The organism is Flavobacterium anhuiense, from assembly GCF_004151235.1.
Taxonomy (GTDB): Bacteria; Bacteroidota; Bacteroidia; order Flavobacteriales; family Flavobacteriaceae; genus Flavobacterium; species Flavobacterium anhuiense_A.
Genome location: NZ_JUIV01000001.1, coordinates 232,892 through 250,074 on the forward strand (window position 1 = coordinate 232,892; position 17,183 = coordinate 250,074).

Genomic DNA, 17,183 nt, shown 5'->3' on the forward strand with positions numbered 1-17,183 from the left:
TTACTGGGTTTTAATCATTAAAAAATACAAAAATGTTTAATAAATTTATTCAAAGACCTGTTCTTTCGATAGTAATATCGTTGATTATTGTCTTTTTAGGTGTATTGTCGGTTTTAAATTTACCAATTACACAATTCCCTACAATTTCACCTCCTATGGTGAACGTTACCGCAGATTATCCTGGATCTAACGGTGAATTGATGGTTAAAGCAGTTGTTATTCCTTTGGAAAGAGCCTTAAATGGTGTTCCTGGGATGAAATATATGGCTTCTGATGCTGGAAACGACGGTGAAGCTACAATTAAAGTTGTTTTTAACTTAGGTACAGATCCAAACCAAGCAGCCATTAACGTGCAGAACCGTGTGGCTTCGGTTACTAATAAATTACCTCCATTGGTAATTCGTGAAGGTATTAAAATTACAAGAGAAGTACCGAGTATGTTGATGTACGTGAACCTTTACAGTACAGACAAAAATACTGATATGAAGTTCTTATATAACTATGCTGATATCAACGTACTTTCTGAATTAAAAAGGGTAAATGGTATTGGTTCTGGAGATATTTTAGGAACACGTGAATATGCGATGCGTATCTGGTTGAAGCCAGACCGTATGTTAGCTTATAAAATTTCTGCTGATGAAGTAATGGAAGCATTATCAAGTCAGAGTTTGGAGGCCTCTCCAGGAAAAACAGGGGAGAGTTCTGGTAAACGTTCTCAGGCATTCGAATATGTATTGAAATATTCAGGTCGTTTTACAACAAAAGAGCAATACGAGAATATTGTAGTTAAAGCCAATCCAAACGGAGAGCTTTTGCGTCTGAAAGATATTGCCAAAGTTGAATTTGGAAGTTCAATGTATGATATCTATTCTAATTTAAATGGAAGACCATCTGCAGCGATTGTATTGAAACAGTCTTTTGGAAGTAACGCGAATCAAGTTATTGAGGAGGTTAAAGCTAAATTGGAAAAAATTAAACAAAGATTTCCAAAAGGAATGGATTATGAAATTTCGTATGATGTTTCTAAATTCCTTGACGCTTCTATCGAAAAAGTAATTCACACGCTTGTTGAAGCGTTTATTCTGGTAGGTTTAGTAGTTTTCCTTTTCTTAGGAGACTGGCGTTCTACCGTTATTCCAGCAATTGCTGTTCCAGTATCGTTAGTGGGAACTTTCGTGTTCATGACTTTCTTTGATATTTCATTGAACTTAATTACATTATTTGCTTTAGTATTAGCAATTGGGGTCGTCGTCGATGACGCGATTGTGGTTATCGAGGCCGTTCACGCCAAGATGGAAGAAGAACATCTCTCGCCATTTAAAGCAACTAAACAAGCTATGCATGAAATTGCGGGGGCAATTATCGCAATTACATTCTTAATGGCTGCGGTATTTATTCCGGTTGCGTTTATGTCTGGTCCTGTTGGAGTTTTCTACAGACAGTTCTCTGTAACTATGGCAACGGCGATTATCCTTTCTGGTATTGTGGCTTTAACATTGACGCCTGCACTTTGTGCGATGATGCTAAAAAATAATCATGGACAGCCTAAAAAGCCAACACCAGCAAATAGATTTATTGATGCTTTCAACGAAAAATTCAATTTAGCACAAGGAAAATACCAAAATTTATTAGGTAAAATTGTTGACAGAAGAGTTGTTACGATCGTAGCACTTCTTGGTTTCTGTATCGGAACATTTTTAATAAGCAGTTCAGTTCCTTCAGGATTTATTCCGAATGAGGATCAGGGAATGTTTTATGCCGTAATTCAGACGCCTCCAGGATCATCTTTAGAAAGAACAAACAATATTGCAGAGAGAGTTCAGAAAATTGCTGAGGAGATTGACGGAGTAAAATCGGTTTCTTCATTGGCAGGTTATGAGATTTTGTCTGAAGGTACAGGAGCTAACTCTGGAACGTGTTTGGTTAACCTGAAAGACTGGAGCGAGAGAAAAGAATCTGTTTTGGAGATTATGCACGAAATGGAGGAAAAATGTAAAGATATTGCAGGAGCAAATATCGAATTTTTCCAACCGCCTGCTGTACCTGGATATGGTGCTGCCGGAGGATTTGAGCTTCGTTTGCTAGATAAAACGGGTTCTGTAGATTATAAGAGAATGGAACAGGTAAACAATGATTTTGTTGCCGAATTGAACAGACAGCCAGAATTATCAAACGTATTTAGTTTTTATAGCTCTAGTTTCCCTCAATACATGATGAAAGTCGACAATGACTTAGCACAGCAAAAAGGTGTTTCTATCGAAAATGCTATGAATACGTTGTCAACTCTTGTGGGAAGTAACTACGAAATCAGTTTTATCAAATTCGGTATCAACTATAAAGTAATTGTTCAAGCTTCGCCAGAATATCGTGCACAGCCAGATGATATCTTGAAATTGTATGTGAAAAACGATCGTGATGAAATGGTTCCTTATTCTGCTTTTATGAAATTAGAAAAAGTGTATGGACTTTCAGAGATTACGCGTCACAATATGTATACCTCAACACAAATCAGCGGTTCGCCAGCTGCGGGTTATAGTTCAGGTACTGCAATTAAAGTAATTCAGAGAGTAGCTGCAGAAAAATTGCCAAGAGGATATGACATTGACTGGGCAGGTATTTCTGCCGATGAGGTGGCTCAAGGTAATCAGGCTATTTGGGTATTCTTAATCTGTTTAGGATTCGTTTACTTGGTCTTAGCAGCACAATATGAAAGTTTCATTCTGCCATTGTCAGTAATTCTTTCCTTGCCAGCGGGTATTTTCGGAGCTTTCCTTTTATTAAAATTAACAGGATTAGAAAACAACATTTACGCTCAAGTTGCAATGGTAATGTTGATTGGTTTGTTAGGTAAAAATGCCGTATTGATCGTGGAGTTTGCGATACAGAGACACGCTGCAGGATTATCGGTTTTACAATCAGCAATGGAAGGAGCAAAAGCAAGGTTCCGTCCAATCTTAATGACATCTTTTGCCTTTATTGCAGGTTTATTGCCACTTGCTTTTGCAACTGGTCCCGGTAAAATTGGTAACAGAACAATTGGTACTGCAGCCGCGGGAGGTATGCTTATTGGAACCATTTGTGGTGTATTTGTAATTCCGGGCTTGTATTTCATTTTTGCCAAAATTGCTGAAAAATACAAATTGGTAAAACATGAATTAGAAAATCCATTAACAGAAGAAATTGATAACAATCATGTATAAAGTTAAATCATATCAATATAGTATTGCATTAGCTGTTTGTCTAGCAGTTGCAGGGTGTAAAACTCCTGCACCTGAGGCAGCAGTTACTACAAGTACTCCAGTTCCTGAATCGTTTGGTGCAACTGCTCAAACGCAAGATGCAAACAATAATACAGCAGCATTAAACTGGAAAGATTATTTTAAAGATCAGAATCTAGTAGATTTAATCGATGCTGCATTAAAAAACAATCAGGAATTAAATATCACTTTGCAGGAAATTGAAATTGCAAAGAATGATATTCGTGTAAAAAAAGGACTTTTATTGCCAACAGCAGGTTTGCGTGCGGGAGCGGGAGTAGAAAAAGTGGGTAGATATACCAGCCAAGGTGCGGGTGATGCTACAACAGAAATTAAACCGGGAGTTGAAACACCAGATCCGTTGGGAGATTTTACCATTGCAGCCTATGCAAACTGGGAAGTAGATATCTGGAAAAAACTGCGCAATTCTAAAAAAGCAGCTTTAAACAGATATTTGGCTACAGTAGAAGGTAAAAACTTTGTGATTACAAACCTCATCGCTGAAGTTGCCGATTCTTATTATGAATTGTTGGCATTAGACAATCAATTGGATATTGTTAAGCAGACCATCAAATTGCAGACTAACGCTTTAGAAATTGTAAAAGTTCAAAAACAAGCGGCAAGAGCAACAGAATTGGGAGTTAAGAAATTTGAAGCAGAGGTTTTAACTTCACAAAGTCTGGAGTTTGATATCTTACAGAAGATAAAAGAAAACGAAAACAAAATCAACTTTTTGCTGGGTAGATATCCTCAGGAAATTAAAAGAACTAGCAGCACTAACTTCTTAAGTCTATTGCCAGCAGTTGTAAGTTCTGGAATTCCATCTCAATTGTTACAGAATCGTCCAGATGTTAAACAGGCAGAATTGGAATTGGTTGCGGCAAAATTAGATGTAAAAGTAGCTCGTGCAGAGTTTTATCCTTCTTTGGATATTACGGCTGCAATTGGAGTAAACGCTTTTAAACCTTCTTATTTGTTCACCATGCCAGAATCGCTTTTATATTCATTGGCAGGAGATCTTGTAGCACCATTGATTAACAGAAATGCAATTAAAGCAGAGTTTGCGAGTGCCAATGCAAGACAGATTCAAGCATTATACAATTATGATCGTACGGTTTTAAACGCTTATTTAGAAGTTTCAAACCAAATGTCTAAGATTGAAAATCTTCAAAAAGGTTACGATCTTAAATCGAAACAAGTTGACGCTTTAAATACTTCTATTGATGTTTCTAATGATTTGTTTAAATCAGCTAGAGTAGATTACTTCGAAGTTTTAATGACGCAGAGAGATGCTTTAGAAGCTAAATTGGAATTAATAGACACTAAAAAAGAACAATTAAATGCTGCAGTTCATGTTTACAGGGACTTGGGCGGCGGATGGAAATAATTTTGCCAATTAAATTGTAGTGGAAGAGCCTTTCGGAAGTAAAATTCTGAAAGGCTTTTTTCTATAAGAAAATCACCTTGTATTTGTAATTCGCGATTTCGAAAAAAGTGACCTTAAACCTCGGGAGCTATTATTAGTCCTTCGAGGTTTTTTTATGCTTTTTAAATTTCTGCTTATTCTTAAATTTAATATTTTTCTTACTTATTCAGAACTAATTATTATATTTACAATACAAATACGTAATATTTTATTTACTTAAATACCACTTCTCATTTATTGATTAAGGTTATAAAATCTACAGAAGCCTGTAAAATAATCAATACCCTTTAAATATGAGCTTTTTAGCAAAATTAGAACTAGACAATGAAGTGTTTAATGTTTTAGAATTTGATGTTCATTTTACGCAGAATGTCGATAACAACGGAAAACCTGCCAATAAGACAAAAGGCGGACAGATAAAACTTGTAATAGAAAGCACGCAGACAGATCTATTTTCGGATTGGATGGTTTCTCAAACCAGTGTAAAAGACGGAAAAGTCATTTTTTATCGCAGGGATGCCATGAGCACCATGAAAAATATAACCTTCAAAAAAGGCTATTGCATATCGTTTCGTAAAAGTTTTAGAAGTGAAGGATCAGTTCCTATGGTCACCGAGATTTTAATTTCATCAAATGAAGTAAAAATCGGGAACACGCTTTTTGAAAATAATTGGAAAAACTCATAGAACTTCTAAATAAGCAAATAGTATGGCGTTACAAACAATCACAAATATTAAAATTGGCGAGATTAGAATTACCAATTTCAACAAATTAGAAGTTTTTCAGACCATTCACGACCACCACACTTTTTCATTCGAAGTAAGACAGGATTTATTGGTAGAAGAGTTTAAAAGCGTTATGCCTTTTTCTCAGAAATTATATGGAGAAAAAATAAGCATAGAAATAAAACCCATAGACGGACTGGAAGATCTTATTATTGGAGCAGATCCTAAAGATTATATTATGCAGTTTTATGGCATTGTGACCGAAGTCAAACTGCAGAAATCACGTATCAAAGATATAGAAGAAACCATTGTGATTAAAGGGAAAAGCACTACAATAGTTCTAGAAAATGGACCTGAATGCAATTCTTTTACTAACATGTCTTTGAGCGACATTGTGAGGAAAGTAAAATCAGGTTGCGATATTGATATGGATGTGCGACCATTTTACTTGGAAAATCTGCCTTATACAGTACAGTACAACGAAAGCAATTTCTCTTTTCTAAACCGTTTGGCAAAAAGAAACGGACACTGGCTATATTACAACGGGCGAACAACTATTTTTGGAAGTCCCGGAGGTGTTGGCGGACAGCCAAAATTAATCTACGGAATAAACATGCAGGATTTTGATTATACCATTAAACTTCTGCCTGCCCAGTTTAAAATAATAGAAAATGACAATAATGACGGTGAATATAGAACCGACGAAACTTTAAGATACAGAAAGGAAGCCGACGGATTTCATCAAAACTTTTTAAATAGGTCTAATGAAGTTTTTAATAAAGAAACCATAATACAGCTTAACCAGACTCCTGTTGGCGGATCTGGAAGACAGTCTTCTGAGGAATATGCCAAAAACAAAATGCGCGCTGTTTTAAGCAGTTTGGTAGAAATGAAAGCATCGAGCGAAGTTCCGGGTATTACCGTAGGAAACGAAGTGCGCGTATTGGGTGTCGACATGCAGTTGGAGAGCTCTTACCGCGTAACACAGATTACACACATCTGCGATGATGGCGGCGGTTACGAAAACCACTTTACAGCTGTAAATTTTAACGGTTCTGTATTTTCTCCCGAAACAGATCCCGATTTAGTGCCTCACTGTAAAAGCCAGACTGCCATTGTAACCGCCAATGCAGATCCTGACGGACTCAGCTGCATACAGGTACAGATGCCGTGGCAAGCAGCAAAAGGCGAAACCACACCTTACATCCCTTTAATTCAAAAATACGGAGGCGATGCCAGAGGCTCTCATATCATACCTGAAATTGGCGATACCGTTTTTGTAGACTTTCAGGGCAATAATGCCGAATTGCCGATTGTATTGGGAACCATGACCAGCAGAAAAGAAAAAAGCGGTTATAGTACGCCGAATAATGATATAAAGGCAATAATGCATAGCCGAAGCGGAAACAGAATTATTAATGATGATGCTACCGGAGATATTACAATTGAAAGCCAAAAAGGAGAAACTATAGCTGTAATTCATGGAGATGGAAACATTAGATTTAAAGCTCCTAAAAATATTGAATTGGAAGCAGGGGATGATATTGTTATGAAAGCAGGGAGAAATATAAAAATTGATGCTAAAGAGGATATTGAGGTTGATGCAGGCAATAATATAAATCAGGATGCAGGAAATAATATTGGAATAATAGCACAGGGTGATATTAATGAATTTGGAGACAATAAAACTGAAAATATAACTGAAAACTATAAACGAAGTTCTCATGAATCAACTCAGTTTGCCGATGAGGTTAAAATTTTTAGTACTCAGGAAAACATGTTGTTAGAAAGTTCTCAAAAAACAGTAGAAATAAATAGTGCCGAAAAATCTAATCTCTTTTAAAAAATAATTTATGGCGATTAATAAAACTGCCCGAAACCTAAATATAAAAATTAAAAACAGCTACACCTCTTTAGCCAAAACCATTCATGAGGAAAGTGGAAAAATTGAGATTGTTGCCACCAAAGAAAATTTGACACTGACATCAAATAAAAAAATAAACATTACAGGTAATAAATCATAAAAAAATATGTCGAATATAATATTTGGAGAACCACGTTTTGTACCTCCTAAAGAAGATAATAAAGAGGTAAATGATGTTTACATGGGTGTTTTTTTCGATGGAACATCAAACAATAGAGAAAATATTGAAGGAAGAAGAAAAGATCCCAGTTTAAAAAACACTTATGCATCAAATAAGGATGGTTCCAATACCAGCTATGGCAATGATAATACCAACGTTGATCGATTAGAAAAAGCTTATCTGAATAAAAAGAAAAGACATTATTATTCAGTGTATATTGAAGGCATTGGCACTAAAAATCCTGATAAAAATCCTGATGGGACAAAGGATTACTACGGCGATTTTACCCGCGGTCAGGGTTATGGCACCGGCGAAACAGGGCTTTTTGAAAAAGTAGAAAAAGCTTGTGATGATGTTGTTAGAAAATTACAAGATAATGATGAGAAAAACATAAGTACTCTATATCTGGATGTTTTTGGTTTTAGTCGTGGAGCTGCGGCCGCCCGTATTTTTGTTAACGAACTGTACAAAAAGAAAGTTAAAAGTGATAAAGAAAGTTATAATTTAGGTTATCTAGGCAAAGCTTTTAAAAAATTGGAGTATGATGTCCTGCCACATCGAATAAAAATTAGGTTTTTAGGGATTTTTGATACTGTATCATCCTATGGCAGTAATGTTTTTGATGATATTAAGGAAGACGAAGTACCATTAAAAATACCTACTGTTGGTTTCACAGTTCATTTAACTGCAGAAGACGAGTTTCGTGAGAATTTCCCATTAACGACCATTGCCAGCGCTGGATCTAATAGTATAGAATTATTACTACCTGGCTGTCACTCAGATATTGGAGGAGGCTATAAAAATGGTGAAACAGAAATTGTTATACTTACAGAATCTGCGCCCATAATTGAAAAAGAGAAAAAGCATGTACTCGAACAAGGATGGTTCAAGCCTGGACAGTTAAAAGAATTACCTCCTTTAGTTCCTTATTATTTAAGAGGAAAACGTGAAAATCTTAGTAATGAATATAGTTTTGTCATTCTTCACTTAATGGCAAAATTTGGAAAACTAAAATTTGAAATTCCATGGAATTATGATACAGAATTAAATCATCATTATAAAATTCCAGATGAATTAAAAAAGGTAAAACAAAGAATAGATGATTATGCATTTAACGATAAGCCTAAATTAAAATTCTACACTAAAGAACAAATAGAATCAAAACGAAAAAAAGAATGGAAAAATCAAAAAGAAATTGATGATTTTAATACCATGGTTGCCGATTACTACATATTGCCAGATTTGCGTAATAAATTTCTGCATTGTTCTGCGAATATGGATGGAGTAGGTATGGAACCCCAAATGGATAATGTAAGTAATATTATTAGAAAAAGAGTAACAATATCTGGATAAATATGAAAAAAAGAACTAAAGACATTATACTTATTATCTTGTTTAATTTCACTTTAATCTCATGTCAAAATACTATGAAAGAAAAACAATATTCTTGGGGTGCGGCAGTATGCACACCAAAAAATTACCCAGCCGAAATTTTTTCAGGTCATTTAATTGTAGGAGATAATCCTAAAAGCGGCTATGTCTACATGCCATTTGATAGAGTAATCAATAGCGAAGATTTAGGTGATAATGACGGTTCTTCTTCTGGAGAAGCTACAGGAATAACACCTAAAACATTAGACATTACTTGGCTATCGTATACTGAAAACAAAAGTTATTCGGGAATTTTTAAACTCGATTCAGATAAAATAGAATCCCTAATGATCAATGGCAGTAAAAGACCATACTGGAACAAAGAAACTAAAAAAAGTGAAATTTTTATCGACAGGCGTTTTGTAATTAATGCTGGCTTGTTTCCTGGAGGTATGGTTGTTTTATATGTATTTAGCCAATCTAATATGACCATTGTAGGGAAATATCAAGCACATGAAGACAAAACTGTAGATTGGGGAATCGCACATGAAATAATGAAAACCCAAGAAGGAATTGATGAAACAATTAGAGTTAACATTAAAGATCTGCCACAAGAAATATTAGACCAGATTAAAAACGGCACAATTCCATTTGGATATTGGGAAACACTCTTTAGAGAATATAATTTGACCCCTCATGTTAAGGCAGAAGATAAAGTAGAAACAATTCTTATAAATTATATAAATGGAGAATTTGAATCTATCTTCTTGAGTTTAAACGGAAATGTGATGCCTATTAAAAAACGTGCTATTCCAAGAAAAGTAAATGTCGTCTGGCATGATATAAATAACAGACGAATGGAAAGTGATATTTTCTTTGATGAAAAAAAATCGAAAGCAATTTTTGAGAATTTAAAAGATGGTGAGGCTATAACTTTTGTAATAGATATTGACCGAAATACTAAACCCCGAGAGACAAAAGGGATTTCAATAAAAATAAAAACGGCATCTAGTGAAGTTGATATGAAAGAAGCAATTTTATCGCAAGAATCGTTTGCGAAATCTAAACCTTTTTAATTAAAAGACAGAAAACATATAAAAAAGTAATGATAAAAAAAATAGTTGCATTATTGTTATTGGCAATTACGGTGAATTCATGTGTAGAAAAAAAACAAGAATGGTCAGTTCGTATTTCTGTTCCAAAAGAATACCCTGTTGCAATACAGCGAGGGTTTGTGGGCAAATCTTTTTTTGGACCATCTTGTATAAATACAAGTTGGGGAATTGGTGTAGAAGTTGCTAAAAAAGAATTTTATGCACTCCCTGAAACTTTTGAAATAACTTGGCTTTCTTTAGTTGAACAAAAATTCTTTAAAGGTAAATGGCAATTACCAGAAAATATTATTGAAAGATATCTCAATCAAGAAGAGAAGAATAATAATTATAAATTTAATTGTAAAACCATTCAACTTGGTCTTGCTCCAAAAGGAGTGGTTGTAGTATGGTTGATAGGAGAGGATGATGCACAAATCGAAATTGGCAGATTCCAAGCTTCTGAAACACCATTAAATAAAGATGATGTATATGACAGTGCAAAATTTATGTTTGAAAAAGGATTCTCAAAGAAAAAACTATCTGATCCAAAATTTCTTTCAAATGAAACAAGAGAAAATATAAAGCAACATGGGTATCCAACTCCTGATGTATATGATTTATATAGACAAAAATATACTTGGAATCAAGATATCTCTATTCCTGAGGGGGGACAAATAATAAGTGTAAAAGCAAGAATGTGTAATGGTGAATGTCAGTCTCTCGTTGGCAAACCAATTTTTAATTCAAGTGAAAAAAAGGCTATTCCCTATCTTTTTATTGTAAAATGGAAAGACAACAAAAATCAAGATTTTATAACAAAAATTGTTTTTTCAGAAGGTAATGAATATTGGCAAAAAGATAATGCTTTCACAAAAGAAGAATTACCATTAAACTTTGATAAAGGTTTTATAACAAATCAGTTTAAAAGTAAAAGCGAAATATCTACAACAGTAGGAATAAAAATTGATAATGATTCAACTGCTTATGCATTTTTAGAGCAAAATGGTATACAATTGAATATTCCTAAAATTAGTCAAGAGACTAAAAAAATAGTAAAAAATGCTCCTTGCATTTGTAAATAATAAAATATACTGTAAAAACTAAAACCCTGCAAATATCAATTCGCAGGGTTTTCAATTTTTATTGAAATAATTTATCTATTACTAGCGCAAGCCTTATAAATCTGCTTTTCTGAAAATAGCGATAAGGTTTCGGCGAGATTTCGGCTGGTTCTTAAACAGCTCAGTATTTTTTGCCTTAAATTAATATCATCGCCAAATTCGGTATGCATGAGGAGCTCGAAGATTTCCTGCAAATACATGGGCTGTTCTTTGTAGTCTCCCTCAAACAATTCGTCTGAAAGGAAATTAATTACGGATGGCATTACATCACGATGTGTTGGTTTTTGATTTTCTTTTGACATTTTCGAAAATATTTAAACGCACGAAGCCCTCATCTTCGGTTGTGTCAAAACACTACAAGGAGTGGAATTAGGGCTATCACTAGCTCCAGCAACGTGAATGAGGGCTCGTTATGTTAACTTAAAATTTAAGTTTCGGATTTCTCCTTGTATAGTATTTTGACTTTACAAAGATATGTTTTTATTTTAAAAAGAAAGAAAAAACCTACTTTTTGTTTTTTTGAATCGTAATGATAAGTTTAGGTTTAAAACAAAGATATAAATTATTATTTGTGATTAAATCGCGCTCTAAACAAGTATTCTTATTTTGCTTCGCGATTACTGCTAAAAGAATCTCTAAACATTTTCCAACCTTTAGGAGTTTTTTTCCAAAGAACAAGAAATTTGCCATCATCCATAAGTTCTCCTTTCGAATTTAAAGACTGCCATAAACCTTCTTCGGTAACATATTCTACGCCATCGCCGTAAACTGCTGTCGTAATAAATTTACCGCCTCTTAAGCCGTATTCATCATAGGCTTTTCTGAAGAATTTAGCAGCGCCTTCTTTTCCATAAATTTGAGGCGCATTCGGAAGCAAAATTGAAGCGTCATCGGCGTAACGCTCTATAAAAATGGATGGATCATTGTTTTTAAATGAATCAAAATAAATAGCATTACTTGCCTTAATTGCTTTTTTTGCTTCGTCTAAATTGGCTGTTTCTTTTTTTGATGTCGAATTACAGCTGTTTAATACTATGGCAAATAAAATTAGTTTTAAGATTGTACCAAGAACATAATTTTTCATAACGTTTGTTTTTAATTAAAAGAATAAATTGATATTATTTTAATCAAAGGTATTGCGCCTGAAAACTTTAAAATTGTACAAATCGGAACAGTTTTTTTTAAGTTACTGAGATTCTGAGTTGCTCAGATTCTGAGAAGTAGTGTTTGTAAATACTATACATTTCCTTAAATAATCAAATTATTTATTGGAGATAGATTTTCTAGGTAAGAAGTAGGCGTGGTTCCTGTAAAAGCTTTAAAATCTCTTATAAAATGCGATTGGTCAAAGTAGCCAGAATCGTAAGCAATTGAAGTTAAGGGAGAATCATTATTGGCAATCAATTTTAAACTGCGCTGAAAACGTACAATCTTATTAAAGGATTTTGGAGCCAGACCCGTATGCTGAAAAACCAGTTTATGAAGATAGCGAGGCGTCATTCCGTATTTGGCTGCAATAGTATTGATGTCGTTACCTGATGGATTTTGTACTAAACTCGAAAGTATATGAGCCACTTTTTGATTTTTTTGCGACTTATTATCGTTCATTATCAATTTCTTGATTAAGAAAGATTCGATAAGTTCAATTCGCTTTTGAATTTCTGGAGTTTCCAAAAGCTGTAAATGAAGTGTTGTTATAGGTTTGCCAATAACATCTTCTAAATCTAAAATCTGATCGTTAAAGATTCCGACCTCATCGTTAAAAAAATAAGCTGCAGAATGGGTATAAAACCGAATACCCAACATAGTGTGTCTGCCTTTTGATTTTATAGCAAGCGGTTTTGTTATTTGTCCCCACAATTCAATTTTGGGTGTTTTATGAAATTTTTCATCAATTAGAGATTCCCAAATACCATCGCCGATGTTAAAAATCATTTCCATTTCGCCACTCGGAAAAACAGTATCCTGAAATTCTATATCAGAATCTGATTCAAAAATATAATAGTGTTTTATATAAGGTTTCAGAATTTCTGATGGTAGAAAATATTGGAATTCCATTGCGTCAGATTAATGTTAATTCATTGTTTAGACCAAAGTTATGAAATTATAGAATAGTCAAACCAGTATTTTTATACGGCTTTAAAATTTCATCTTCGGGAGAAACATTGGTCACCAAAACATCAATGTCTTTTATTGGGCAGACAAAGTAAGATTCGGCAGTTTCAACTTTTTCGATAGAACTTAAAGCAATAACGAAGTTGGAGTTTTTAATCATATTCTTTTTCAGTACAGAATCGTCGTATAAAATTCCCGTAATACCGCGTTCGTGATGAATACTGCAAATTCCTAAAATGAAGACGTCTGCTCTGAAATTCCTAAAGAAATCTATTGTTTCAATACTCGAAGTCGCAAAAGAAGTTTTGCACATTTTTCCGCCAGCAAAAATTAAATCAATATTGGGTAAATCTTCAATCAATGAAGCAACGGGAAAACTATTGGTAATAACCGTTAATTTTAAATCGTAAGGAAAACTGGCAACCAAAGCCAAAGATGTAGTTCCTCCATCAATAAAAACAACTTGTCCGTCTTTTAAAAACGAAATAGCTTTTTGAGCAATAATTTTTTTGTTTTCGATATCGTGTTTTTCTCTTTTTCTATAATGAAGCGGAATTGGAGAAGGAGCGACTGCACCACCGCGAACCGCTTTTAAAAGCCCTTGATCTGAAAGTTCTTTTAAATCGCGTCGGATAGTATCTTCCGAAACGCTCAAATATTCGCTTAATTCTACAGATGAAACACGATGTTCTTTAGATAAATATTCTAAAATTGCCTTTTGTCGTTCTTCCTTTTTCATTTTGTTTGCGGTTTTATATTGCAAAAATAAGTTAAAAATTGCAATATTTTGCAATTTTTGCATAATTTTACCGCAAAATAAAATTATCATGAGAAAGAAAACCATTGCAGTTGATATGGATGGGGTGCTAGCCGATATAGAATCCCAATTGATTGAAGAGTACAATAAAGAATACGGAATGAACCTTACGAAAGAGGGAATTCAAGGATTAAGTGAGGAGGAAGCTTTTAAAGAAAGAGCGCTTTTGCACGGAATTTTAAATAAAGGAAACTTTTTTAGAAACCTGCCAGTAATGCCAGATGCAGTCGAAAGTTTGCAAGAACTCCAAAAGAATTTTGAGATTTTTATTGTTTCGGCAGCAACAGAATTTCCAATTTCGCTTGCTGAAAAAGTAGAATGGCTTGCAGAACATTTTCCTTTTATAAAATGGGAAAATATAGTTTTATGCGGAAGTAAAAGAATCATCAATACCGATTATTTAATTGATGATCATTGTAAAAATTTAGATTATTGCATGGGCAAACCCATTATGTTTACGGCCTTTCATAATATAAACAAAACGCACCATTTACGAGTAAATAACTGGAAAGAAGCTGTGGCTGTTTTGAACGAAACATTATAAGCTGGAAAAGGTTATAATAGTATTGTTTTTGAAGAGAAAAGCTTTTCAGATTAATTCTGAAAGGTTTTTTATTTAATAAGCGAATTTTTCTTTTACCTTAATCTGAGTTTGTTCTGGCATCGATATTTTTACTTTAAATCCTTTGCCAGGCTCTGTGTCAATATCAAATGTTCCGTTAACCGCTACAATGCGATTTGACATGTTTTGAAGGCCATTTTTCACAAGCATAGTTTTTTCGCAGCCTTTACCATTATCCCTATAATTTATTGAAATTGATTTCTGGTCACTTTCAAATCGTATAACCACAATACTTGCTTCGCTGTGCTTTTTCATGTTTACCATTAGTTCCTGTAAAATTCGGCTGATGGTGATTTTTTTTATATCGTCAATGTCTTCCCAATTTATGTCTTCTAAATTGGTAATCATGATATTTCTTTCTCGCGTATTATAGGCAGAGAGCATTTCTTTTATGCTGTGGGTAAAGTTTACTCCAGTATCGATACTATTGTTTTCTCTTGAAATTCCCCTTACGCGACTATAAATGTCATCCAGTTTTTGAAGCAGATTCTCTTTGGTGTTTTCGACAGATAATGGCTGAGATTCCGCAAAAGCAATAACTTGAAAAACGTCGTTTGCCAGTTCGTCGTGTATTTTTTTAGCAATTCGGGTTTCAGTGTTGTACGAAGTTTTAAACTCGATGGCTTTGTTTTTATTTTTATAATAGCGTATTAAAATGAAAATGAGAATAACTAAAAAAGCAAAAACAATTACCGATACGATTTTTAGGTATTTGGCTCTTTGAAGCGATAATTGATTCTCTGCCTTTTCTAAACGGAGTTTTTCGTTTTCGTCTTTTTCCTTTTTGGCATCGTACTTAATTTTTGCAGACTTATTTTTAAAATTATTTCGAACCTTAATAATGCTGTCATTTAATGTAAAGTACTTTTGGGTGTATTTTGCGGTATTAGGACTGTTATCATTTGAGATTAATATTTGCAGGGCTTCTAATCTTTCATCTATACTATTTAGTTTTGTAGAAATGTTATACGCTGTAAGAGCGTTTTCGTCTGATTTTTGAAGATTCTGTTTGGAGTAATAGTCTGCAAGGTGCAGATAACTTTCGATACTGCCATATGTATCTTTAATTTCAATTCTAGTTTGGAGTGCATTGTCCATTAAATGAAATCCTTTTTTATCCATTCCATTTTTAAAATAAGCGTAACCTAAATTGTCTTGATATCTAGATTTTCTGCTTGTCTTAGTTTCATCTGTTAAAATTTTCTTACTGGCAGGTGATTCTAAAAGAAATTCTAAAATAGTGATTGCTTTATTGTATTCTTTTTGCTGTATGTAAACCACAGCAATATTGTTTAAAGGGTCTTGTTTTTTGTCAAGATTTTCGTAATCTTTTATAGCCTCTTTATAATAAAGAATTGCGTCATTGTAAAGCGAGAGTTCTTTGTCAGCAATGCCTATAATGTTATTGATGCAGCTTACATGATTTTTATTTTTAGCATAAGGCAATGCTTCAGTTACTGTTTCTTTACTACCATAATAGTCTCCATTGATTTGCTGAATAGCGGCCATTTGAATGAGGATGTAGCCAATATTAGCACTATCTTTTAAAGTTTCAAAAAGGGTTTTTGATTTGTTGAATTCGTAAAAAGCAGGACTATAATTTCCTTTTCCATAATTTTCATCTGCCTTATCTCGTAAACTAAGTGCTTCTTTTCGAATCAATTCTGCATCGGGATGAGTGGTGTTTTTTTCTTTACAAGAAAAAAGTGCGAGAAGTAGAATAAAATAAAAAAACGGGGACCGTAACATATAAATTTACTTTCCCCGAAAATAGTAATTAATTCAATACTAAAATTATATTTTTAGTTTATGGTTTTGTAGGTGGTATTACATCACCAGGACCATCAGGCTTATCATTACCAGCGTGACCATTTACTTTTTCAATTTTATTTTCTGCTTGCGTGTTGTCCTCGTCGGCAGTACAAGAAAATAGAGTTGATACAACTGCGAAAGCAATAAAAAACAGTAATTTTTTTATTTAATAGGTTTTTGAATGGTTAAACATTTTGTAAAGCTAATTATTTTCAACAATAAATGTATTGGCAGTATAAGGATAATAATGTTTTTGTTTAGATTTTTTTACATAGTCATTTGCTAAGAGTGGCTTTTTATGGTGTTTTTTGATTTCTATAGTTTGTAATCTAAAGTATTTTGATAACCATCAAAAAAAACGGGGAATGTAAATGTATAAATTTACTTCCCCGAAAAATATTAATTAGTGATTAAAATAGATTTTAGTTTATGGTTTTATAGGTGGGGTTATTCCATCACCAGGACCATCAGGTTTATCATTACCAGCGTGACCATCAATTTTTTCAGTTTTCTTAACTGTTTGTGTCTCAGACTCATCAGGAGTGCAAGAAAATATCGTGAATAATAACGCAAAAGCGATAAATAGTATTAGTTTTTTCATTTTGTTTATTTTTAAGAAATTAGACATAGGTATTGCGGTCCGGAATAATCCAGAGGCTTTTGGGACAATACCAACATTGGTTTTGGGAAGTGAAGTGTGTAGAACAGTAAGACGTTATTTATACTTCCCGAATAAACT

General features: G+C 33.7%; 15 protein-coding genes. 9 read left to right on the top strand and 6 right to left on the bottom strand.

What is annotated here, in order from left to right:
- Window positions 1–32: 32 nt before the first annotated feature.
- From NU08_RS01100 to NU08_RS01130, 8 genes are all read left to right on the top strand, one after another.
- Complete coding sequence (locus NU08_RS01100; RefSeq protein ID WP_129745317.1) at window positions 33–3,200, top strand: efflux RND transporter permease subunit; 3,168 nt, start codon at window positions 33–35, stop codon at window positions 3,198–3,200.
- Entirely contained in the window at window positions 3,193–4,644 is a 1,452-nt protein-coding gene (locus NU08_RS01105) for a TolC family protein (RefSeq protein ID WP_129745319.1), read from the top strand. The genes NU08_RS01100 and NU08_RS01105 overlap by 8 nt, the downstream gene beginning before the upstream one ends.
- Before the next feature lie 332 nt (window positions 4,645–4,976).
- Window positions 4,977–5,369 carry a type VI secretion system tube protein TssD gene (gene tssD, locus NU08_RS01110; protein WP_129745321.1) on the top strand — a complete coding sequence of 131 codons (393 nt, stop codon included), beginning with the start codon at window positions 4,977–4,979 and terminating at the stop codon, window positions 5,367–5,369.
- Window positions 5,370–5,391: 22 nt separating this feature from the next.
- The gene (locus tag NU08_RS01115) at window positions 5,392–7,251 is read left to right on the top strand and encodes a phage baseplate assembly protein V (protein WP_129745323.1); all 1,860 of its coding nucleotides are present in this window, start codon (window positions 5,392–5,394) and stop codon (window positions 7,249–7,251) included.
- Window positions 7,252–7,261: 10 nt separating this feature from the next.
- Window positions 7,262–7,432 (top strand): hypothetical protein, encoded by a 171-nt coding sequence (locus tag NU08_RS22185; protein WP_165352383.1) that lies wholly within the window; start codon window positions 7,262–7,264, stop codon window positions 7,430–7,432.
- Between the two features lie 6 nt (window positions 7,433–7,438).
- A complete protein-coding gene (locus NU08_RS01120; protein WP_129745325.1) occupies window positions 7,439–8,845 on the top strand; it encodes a T6SS phospholipase effector Tle1-like catalytic domain-containing protein in 1,407 nt (468 codons plus the stop codon).
- Between the two features lie 74 nt (window positions 8,846–8,919).
- Window positions 8,920–9,939 (top strand): DUF2931 family protein, encoded by a 1,020-nt coding sequence (locus NU08_RS01125; RefSeq protein ID WP_242502469.1) that lies wholly within the window; start codon window positions 8,920–8,922, stop codon window positions 9,937–9,939.
- 29 nt (window positions 9,940–9,968) lie between these two features.
- Window positions 9,969–11,039, top strand: a complete 1,071-nt coding sequence (locus NU08_RS01130) for a DUF2931 family protein (protein WP_129745329.1) — start codon at window positions 9,969–9,971, stop codon at window positions 11,037–11,039.
- Window positions 11,040–11,110: 71 nt separating this feature from the next.
- Here the strand turns inward: NU08_RS01130 and NU08_RS01135 are convergent, their stop codons facing one another.
- From NU08_RS01135 to NU08_RS01150, 4 genes are all read right to left on the bottom strand, one after another.
- Window positions 11,111–11,380, bottom strand: coding sequence for a hypothetical protein (locus tag NU08_RS01135; RefSeq protein WP_129745331.1), 270 nt, complete (start codon window positions 11,378–11,380; stop codon window positions 11,111–11,113).
- 299 nt (window positions 11,381–11,679) lie between these two features.
- Window positions 11,680–12,162, bottom strand: coding sequence for a YybH family protein (locus NU08_RS01140; RefSeq protein WP_129745333.1), 483 nt, complete (start codon window positions 12,160–12,162; stop codon window positions 11,680–11,682).
- A gap of 164 nt (window positions 12,163–12,326) precedes the next feature.
- A complete protein-coding gene (locus NU08_RS01145) occupies window positions 12,327–13,136 on the bottom strand; it encodes a helix-turn-helix transcriptional regulator (RefSeq protein ID WP_129745335.1) in 810 nt (269 codons plus the stop codon).
- A gap of 46 nt (window positions 13,137–13,182) precedes the next feature.
- Window positions 13,183–13,932, bottom strand: a complete 750-nt coding sequence (locus tag NU08_RS01150; RefSeq protein ID WP_165352384.1) for a DeoR/GlpR family DNA-binding transcription regulator — start codon at window positions 13,930–13,932, stop codon at window positions 13,183–13,185.
- A gap of 88 nt (window positions 13,933–14,020) precedes the next feature.
- Here NU08_RS01150 and NU08_RS01155 point away from each other — a divergent pair, with 88 nt between their 5' ends.
- On the top strand, window positions 14,021–14,554 hold the full coding sequence (locus tag NU08_RS01155; RefSeq protein WP_129745339.1) for a 5' nucleotidase, NT5C type: 534 nt from the start codon (window positions 14,021–14,023) through the stop codon (window positions 14,552–14,554).
- 72 nt (window positions 14,555–14,626) lie between these two features.
- On the opposite strand, the gene NU08_RS01160 is transcribed toward NU08_RS01155, so the two are convergent.
- Both NU08_RS01160 and NU08_RS22190 read right to left on the bottom strand, forming a co-directional pair.
- Window positions 14,627–16,294 (bottom strand): ATP-binding protein, encoded by a 1,668-nt coding sequence (locus NU08_RS01160; protein ID WP_317126343.1) that lies wholly within the window; start codon window positions 16,292–16,294, stop codon window positions 14,627–14,629.
- 577 nt (window positions 16,295–16,871) lie between these two features.
- Window positions 16,872–17,045, bottom strand: a complete 174-nt coding sequence (locus tag NU08_RS22190) for a hypothetical protein (protein ID WP_165352385.1) — start codon at window positions 17,043–17,045, stop codon at window positions 16,872–16,874.
- Window positions 17,046–17,183 lie beyond the last annotated feature (138 nt).

Excerpts from the sequence above, each read along its gene's own strand:
- NU08_RS01125 (WP_242502469.1), top strand. The coding sequence starts at position 8,920 with ATGAAAGAAAAACAATATTCTTGGGGTGCGGCAGTATGCACACCAAAA.
- NU08_RS01150 (WP_165352384.1), bottom strand. The coding sequence starts at position 13,932 with ATGAAAAAGGAAGAACGACAAAAGGCAATTTTAGAATATTTATCTAAA.
- NU08_RS01105 (WP_129745319.1), top strand. The coding sequence starts at position 3,193 with ATGTATAAAGTTAAATCATATCAATATAGTATTGCATTAGCTGTTTGT.
- NU08_RS01145 (WP_129745335.1), bottom strand. The coding sequence starts at position 13,136 with ATGGAATTCCAATATTTTCTACCATCAGAAATTCTGAAACCTTATATA.
- NU08_RS22185 (WP_165352383.1), top strand. The coding sequence starts at position 7,262 with ATGGCGATTAATAAAACTGCCCGAAACCTAAATATAAAAATTAAAAAC.
- tssD (WP_129745321.1), top strand. The coding sequence starts at position 4,977 with ATGAGCTTTTTAGCAAAATTAGAACTAGACAATGAAGTGTTTAATGTT.
- NU08_RS01115 (WP_129745323.1), top strand. The coding sequence starts at position 5,392 with ATGGCGTTACAAACAATCACAAATATTAAAATTGGCGAGATTAGAATT.
- NU08_RS01120 (WP_129745325.1), top strand. The coding sequence starts at position 7,439 with ATGTCGAATATAATATTTGGAGAACCACGTTTTGTACCTCCTAAAGAA.
- NU08_RS01130 (WP_129745329.1), top strand. The coding sequence starts at position 9,969 with ATGATAAAAAAAATAGTTGCATTATTGTTATTGGCAATTACGGTGAAT.
- NU08_RS22190 (WP_165352385.1), bottom strand. The coding sequence starts at position 17,045 with ATGAAAAAACTAATACTATTTATCGCTTTTGCGTTATTATTCACGATA.
- NU08_RS01100 (WP_129745317.1), top strand. The coding sequence starts at position 33 with ATGTTTAATAAATTTATTCAAAGACCTGTTCTTTCGATAGTAATATCG.
- NU08_RS01140 (WP_129745333.1), bottom strand. The coding sequence starts at position 12,162 with ATGAAAAATTATGTTCTTGGTACAATCTTAAAACTAATTTTATTTGCC.
- NU08_RS01135 (WP_129745331.1), bottom strand. The coding sequence starts at position 11,380 with ATGTCAAAAGAAAATCAAAAACCAACACATCGTGATGTAATGCCATCC.
- NU08_RS01155 (WP_129745339.1), top strand. The coding sequence starts at position 14,021 with ATGAGAAAGAAAACCATTGCAGTTGATATGGATGGGGTGCTAGCCGAT.